Below are 6,526 nucleotides of genomic sequence, written 5' to 3'. Positions count from 1 at the left end.
CATATGCAAGAATGTTTCACACAAATAGGAAGAGATGGAAGTCCTCAAACATTTTGTAATGACTATTATACCAGTCCTATTTTAGAAGAAAACCATTATTATCCTTTTGGATTAAAGCATAGTGGGTATAATGCTAATAACTCACAACCTAATTACCAGTATAAATATAACGGTAAAGAACTGCAAACAGAGTTAGGATTGAATACTTACGACTATGGTGCAAGAAATTATGATCCTGCACTGGGTAGATGGATGAATATTGACCCTTTGGCGGAGCAGTATAGAAGACATACTCCTTATGCTTATGCTGTTAATAATCCAGTATTCTTTATTGACCCAGATGGAATGCAAGTGGCAGACCCAGGAGATAAATTTAAAACTAAAGATGATGCTTTTCTAGATTTTGCAATGCAGTATAATGGAATTGCAATAAATAATAATGTAGAACTAAAAACTGCAATTTATGAAATAAAAGAAGGGGAGGAAGTATTTTATTCTTATACTAAGCCTATAGGTTACATTAATTTGGATAAAAATGGAGAAAATTTATCAGAAGGAACTGCTGGAGAATTACCTCCTGATATTACCAAAGGAAAGAAAGTTGTAGCAGATGGACACACACATTCTCGTGATAGAGCTGGTAGGGCAAAAACAGAACAAATGAAAAAAGCAATATTAAATGATGATAATCAATTTTCTGGCCCTGATAAGGATAACAATAGGACTAATGCTACAAATACTAAAGGTTATGTTGCTTATGTAGCTTTACCAAATGGAACTGGTTTAAGACATGACCCTTATGTTAAAGGAGATGAAAGACCAGCACCTGGAACACCATCTATTATTACAATTAGTAAAGATTTACCTAGCGACCCAAAAAGTCCAACTAGAGTAAACAAAGTTAGTCCAAACGTAGTTCCAAATGTGATGCCAGATGTATATATAAATGGTGTATTAGACCCAAGTAAACTAAAAACTAAATTTGACGGGAAATAATGAGAACTTTAATTATTTATGGTTTATTTATATTTTTTTTGAATGGTTGTTCATCAACTAATATAAACAAAAGTATTATTAGTAGTAGTAATGAGAAGCTAACTTCAATCATTTCAATAATTGGTAATCCTCAGAGTTATCATGGGAAAGAAATAGTTGTACAAGGATATTTTGTTTTTAAGAAAGATGAAAATAGTATTTATGTGAGTAAAACGGACTATGAAAATGGATTAACTAAAAATGCTATCTTTTTAATTTTAAATTACCAAATGTTAGAAAAATTTGAAATTCAACCTCCTTTAATCGGATATTTTGAAATTAAAGGTGTTTTCGATATTAATAACAATGGTAGTTATAACCTTTTTAGCGGTACAATTAATAATATTTCAGATATTAGTAGACTATATAAAATTGATAGTGATAATGATGAATATAATATGAATTAGGTAATGTATCAGAGTTAGTGATAGGCATTTTGGTAATGTACCAGATTTAGTGATGAAGGCTTTAAGAGTTTCTAATGGATTGATAATCAATAAAAATTAAAAATAATTATAAAAAAGATGAGCTACATAGTTCATCTTTTTTTATGTTTAAAGTTCTTAAAACGAAGAAAATGATAAAAAAGTCGACCTCGTGTATCAGAGTTAGTGATAGTTTTTTTTGTAATAAAAATTATTTTTTAAAAGCATACAATTGAATATCTTTACACTGCTACAGGACAAAAAGTAGTTAAAAAAGTGACTGAGAATACAACCATAACAAATACGCATTATTTAGCTGGAGGATTTCAGTATAAAGACAGCAATTTACAATTCTTTCCTCATGCAGAGGGTTATGTGAAATATGAAAACGCAGATTATAGTTATGTATTTAATTATACAGACCATTTAGGAAATGTAAGAGTGAGCTATTCTGATATAGATAAAAATGGTATTTTAGGAGATGAACATATGCAAGAATGTTTCACACAAATAGGAAGAGATGGAAGTCCTCAAACATTTTGTAATGACTATTATACCAGTGCTATTTTAGAAGAAAACCATTATTATCCATTTGGACTAAAGCATAGTGGGTATAATGCTAATAACTCACAACCTAATTACAATTATAAATACAACGGTAAAGAACTACAAACCGAGCTAGGACTTAATATGTACGATTACGGAGCTAGGAATTATGACCCTGCAATTGGTAGATGGATGAATGTTGATCCGTTAGCTGAGAAATTTGTGAGTAGTACTCCTTATTCGTATGCATTAAATAATCCCGTAATATTTATAGATCCAGATGGTAAAGAAGTTGTATGGGGGGAAGGGTTATCAGATGAACAAAAAATGGAAATTGGACATTTTGTAAATCAATTAAGAAGAAAATCTAAAACATTCAATGATATTTTTGAGAAGTTACATAGCTCAAAAAATGTATTTACTATTGATGGTTCTGATTTTTCACAGATGCAAAGTGATGCAGAAGTTTTACCTAATGCACCAGTTAAAATATTAGATGTAATTAATACAAAAACATTTGAACTCACTACTGAGCCTGGAACTCCAGGTGCCCATCTAACTTTTTATTTTGGTAATATGAAACAGGATAATGTTACTGTAAGTGAAATTTTAACAGAAGAGTTTGTTCATTTATACCAAAATCTTTTTTATGTTGGAGAAAATAGTTTTGATTATGAAAAAAAACCAGATGGTGTAAATATAGAATTTGAAGCAAAATTAATTTCTGGAATTATTAAAAATGAAGCCAACTTTAATCTGTTAGATTCAAGAAAAGAGCCAGGTTTAATAGCACATGGTTTTGCTGAAAGGTTAGGTGTTGAATATAGAAATGGTCGTAAAATGTCAAATTATAGTGGAGATATGAGACAATGGATAAATCAGCCATCTTTATCTAATCTATATAAGATTAAAGATGTTGACTTTAACAGACTTCCAAGTCTTTTAATTAATATTTTAAGTAACTAGATTATGAAAAAGACCTTATTATTATTATTTACCTGTATCGCTTGTAATAGCCAAAGCAAATTTGAAATTAAAAATTCTAAATATTATTCAAAAATCATTTATGATAATCAAAATTCAATTCTAGAAGTAGAAAGAAAGAGCGACTCTTTGCATGCTGTATTTAAAATTAAACCTAATTTATTGGATTTATTAAATAAATATTTTTTAAAAGATAAAACAACTCAAGTTTCAATGATAATTGAAAAAATAAATAATAAATTATTTATAACCCAGATTGTTTTTTTTAATGGTAAAAATCAAATTATTTTACATGAAGGTACTGCTGATTTATATGGTGATTTAAAAATATATTCCATTGAGGTGATAAGTTGTAAAAACTGTAAGGACAAGATTTTAATTCCAATTTATATAAGATAAGGATAATGTTTCAAAGATTGGTAATGTTGCAGAGTTAGTGATAGCTATTTTCACAGAAGCTAACCAATTGAAAATTAAATTGAAATTGGTAATGTTTCAAAGTTAGTGATGAGTTCAATTTGAATGTCTAATAAATTGATAATCAATAAAAATTAAAAATAATTGTAAAAAAGATGAGCTATATAGTTCATCTTTTTTTATGTTTAAAGTTCTTAAAACGAAGAAAATGATAAAAAAGTCGACCTCGTGTATCAGAGTTAGTGATAGCTTTTTTTACTTATAAAAACAGTTGCAAGAACAAATGTAATTTCCTACATTTATGATGCTACAGGAAGAAAAATAAATAAGATAGTAAAAACAAGTTGTTCTACTTGCGCAGGAGGATTTGGAACAGACACAACCAATTATAGGTAATGTCACAGAGTTAGTGATAGCTATTTTCACAGAAGCTAACCAATTAAAAATTAAATTGAAATTTAAAAAATGGATAGAAAAGGAACGCAATATGGCGTTCCTTTTTGTGTTATATAATGTCTTAGAACGAAGAAAATGATAAAAAAGTCGACCTCGTGTATCAGAGTTAGTGATAGCTTTTTTTTGTAATAAAAATTATTTTTTAAAAGCATACAATTGGATATCTTTACAATTCTCGATGAAGCGAAATTAAAGTAAAAAGCATTCAGTAAAAAGGGTGCTTTTGTTATTTTGTAAGACTTTGGTTACTGGGAAGCACAGATTTACAAATCTAAAGAGAAGCCTCTCATTTAATTATTTTTTTTATAAAATTATTTTGTCACAGGTTTAAAAAGCTCACCTTGGTTTTTCTTTAAAATAATTTATCGAGTTGGATTAATACTAATAAAAACTAATTTTAAAAGCATAAAAAAAGCTGAACAATTGTTCAGCTTTTTTGTTGTGCGGGTAAAAGGACTCGAACCTTCACACCTTGCGGCACCAGATCCTAAGTCTGGCGTGTCTACCAATTTCACCATACCCGCTAAATTGGAGTGCAAATATAATTATTTTTACATATAATCAAAAACTTTTATCTGTTTTTTAGATCTAATTTTTAGATGTTTTTGAAAGATCATATTGTAAGAAAAGAAGCCAGCAATTATGCTGGCTATTTTTATCGTACTTCTTGGTTTAAAATTAAATCTATATAAAGATTAATTTTGTTTTTTAATTCTTTTCTGTGTGAAATAAAATCTAGAAACCCATGTTCTAATAAAAACTCTGATGTTTGAAAACCTTCTGGTAAATCTTTACCTGTAGTGTCTTTAACAACACGAGGTCCTGCAAAACCAATTAAAGCTCCTGGTTCTCCTATGTTAATGTCTCCAAGCATAGCATAGGAAGCCGTTGTTCCTCCAGTGGTAGGGTCTGTACAAAGTGAAATGTAAGGAACTTTTGCATCTGCCAGTTGAGCTAGTTTTGCTGAAGTTTTGGCTAACTGCATTAATGAATAAGCAGCTTCCATCATTCTAGCACCACCTGATTTTGATATCATTACAAAAGGGATTTTGTTTTTGATAGCATGATCAATACCTCTTGCTATTTTTTCTCCTACAACAGCCCCCATCGAACCACCAATAAATGCAAAGTCCATACAAGCTACAACTAAATCTTTTCCTTTAGATTTTCCTACAGCAGTTCGAACAGCGTCTTTTAATTTGGTTTTTTCCATGGCATCTTTTAAACGATCACCATATTTTTTAGTGTCTTCAAACTTTAGAGGATCTTTTGAAGTCATTTTTGGGTCTAATTCTTTAAACTCATTGTTATCAAACAATATTTCAAAGTATTCTGCACTTCCTATTCTTACATGAAAATCATCTTCAGGGCTTACCCATAAGTTTTTGGCTAACTCTTCTGTATCTACAATTTTACCTGTAGGAGATTTATACCATAATCCTTTAGGAACGTCCTTTTTGTCTTCAGTAGCGGTTTGAATTCCTTTTTCTTTTCTTTTAAACCAAGCCATAATTTTAAGTTAGAAGTCAGAAATTAGCACTTAAAATTGAAACCTTGATTTCAAATTCTAAATGCTAATTTCTAAATTATTATAGAGTATTTACATTATTTAAATCAGCAAAAGCTTGTTCTAATCGGGTGTTGAATGTTACTTCGCCTTCTCTAATCCATTTTCTAGGATCATAATATTTTTTATTTGGACTTTCAGGTCCGTCTGGACTTCCAATTTGTGTTTTTAAATAGTCAATATTATTAACCATATAATCACGGATACCTTCTGTAAAGGCAAACTGTAAATCAGTGTCAATATTCATTTTAATTACACCGTAAGAAATTCCTTCTCTAATTTCTTCTAATGTAGAACCACTTCCTCCATGAAAAACAAAATCAACAGGATTTGCTTCTGTGTTAAATTTATTCTGTACATACTCTTGCGAGTTTCTTAATATTTTTGGAGTTAGTTTTACATTTCCAGGCTTGTAAACACCATGAACATTTCCAAAAGCTGCTGCTATAGTAAATCTAGGACTTACTTTCATTAATTCTTCATAAGCGTAAGCCACCTCTTCAGGTTGTGTGTATAGTTTTGAGCTATCCACATCAGAATTATCCACTCCATCTTCTTCGCCACCTGTAATTCCTAATTCTATTTCTAATGTCATCTCCATTTTGCTCATTCGCTCAAGATATTTTTTAGAAATTTCAATATTTTCTTCAATTGGTTCTTCAGATAAATCGATCATATGGGAACTAAACAAAGATTTTCCAGTTTCTTTATAGAATTTTTCAGAAGCATCTAATAAACCATCAATCCATGGTAATAATTTTTTAGCGCAATGATCTGTATGTAATATTACTGTTGCTCCATAAGCCTCTGCTAATTCATGTATGTGTTTTGCTCCAGCAACTGCTCCAGCAATGGCTGCTTTCTCGTTCTGATTAGAGAGTCCTTTTCCAGCATTAAATTGAGCTCCTCCATTTGAGAATTGAATGATAACGGGTGCTTTTAATTTCGCAGCAGTTTCTAAAACACCGTTTATTGTGCTAGAACCTGTAACGTTTACAGCTGGTAATGCAAATCCTTTTTCTTTTGCATATTTGAATATTTCTTGTACTTGATCTCCAGTTGCTACACCAGCTTTTATTGAATGACTCATAGTTAG

At 30.1% G+C, this 6,526-nt stretch carries 6 protein-coding genes and 1 tRNA gene; 4 read left to right on the top strand and 3 right to left on the bottom strand.

Features of this window, described 5'->3' with window-relative positions; translation table 11 throughout:
* The 4 genes from FIA58_RS20545 to FIA58_RS20530 form a co-directional block, all read left to right on the top strand.
* On the top strand, positions 1–996 hold a 996-nt coding region (locus FIA58_RS20545), incomplete at its 5' end, for an RHS repeat-associated core domain-containing protein (RefSeq protein ID WP_140964579.1).
* The gene (locus tag FIA58_RS20540) at positions 996–1,442 is read left to right on the top strand and encodes a hypothetical protein (RefSeq protein ID WP_140964578.1); all 447 of its coding nucleotides are present in this window, start codon (positions 996–998) and stop codon (positions 1,440–1,442) included. The genes FIA58_RS20545 and FIA58_RS20540, both read left to right, overlap by 1 nt.
* A 294-nt stretch (positions 1,443–1,736) precedes the next feature.
* A complete protein-coding gene (locus tag FIA58_RS20535; protein WP_317167937.1) occupies positions 1,737–2,972 on the top strand; it encodes an RHS repeat domain-containing protein in 1,236 nt (411 codons plus the stop codon).
* Positions 2,973–2,975: 3 nt separating this feature from the next.
* Complete coding sequence (locus FIA58_RS20530; protein ID WP_140964576.1) at positions 2,976–3,389, top strand: hypothetical protein; 414 nt, start codon at positions 2,976–2,978, stop codon at positions 3,387–3,389.
* 916 nt (positions 3,390–4,305) lie between these two features.
* Here FIA58_RS20530 and FIA58_RS20525 read toward each other — a convergent pair.
* From FIA58_RS20525 to fbaA, 3 genes are all read right to left on the bottom strand, one after another.
* A tRNA-Leu gene (locus FIA58_RS20525) sits at positions 4,306–4,387 on the bottom strand.
* Positions 4,388–4,518: 131 nt separating this feature from the next.
* Entirely contained in the window at positions 4,519–5,373 is an 855-nt protein-coding gene (gene accD / locus FIA58_RS20520; protein ID WP_140964575.1) for an acetyl-CoA carboxylase, carboxyltransferase subunit beta, read from the bottom strand.
* Positions 5,374–5,452: 79 nt separating this feature from the next.
* Positions 5,453–6,520, bottom strand: coding sequence for a class II fructose-bisphosphate aldolase (gene fbaA, locus FIA58_RS20515; RefSeq protein ID WP_140964574.1), 1,068 nt, complete (start codon positions 6,518–6,520; stop codon positions 5,453–5,455).
* Positions 6,521–6,526 lie beyond the last annotated feature (6 nt).

It is taken from the genome of Flavobacterium jejuense (genome assembly GCF_006491595.2).
Lineage (GTDB): Bacteria > Bacteroidota > Bacteroidia > Flavobacteriales > Flavobacteriaceae > Flavobacterium > Flavobacterium jejuense.
This window is presented reverse-complemented; position numbering and strand designations above follow the sequence as displayed.

What these genes read in the sequence shown, in the direction of transcription:
- accD (WP_140964575.1), bottom strand. Translation starts at nt 5,373, where the DNA reads ATGGCTTGGTTTAAAAGAAAAGAAAAAGGAATTCAAACCGCTACTGAA.
- FIA58_RS20540 (WP_140964578.1), top strand. Translation starts at nt 996, where the DNA reads ATGAGAACTTTAATTATTTATGGTTTATTTATATTTTTTTTGAATGGT.
- fbaA (WP_140964574.1), bottom strand. Translation starts at nt 6,520, where the DNA reads ATGAGTCATTCAATAAAAGCTGGTGTAGCAACTGGAGATCAAGTACAA.
- FIA58_RS20530 (WP_140964576.1), top strand. Translation starts at nt 2,976, where the DNA reads ATGAAAAAGACCTTATTATTATTATTTACCTGTATCGCTTGTAATAGC.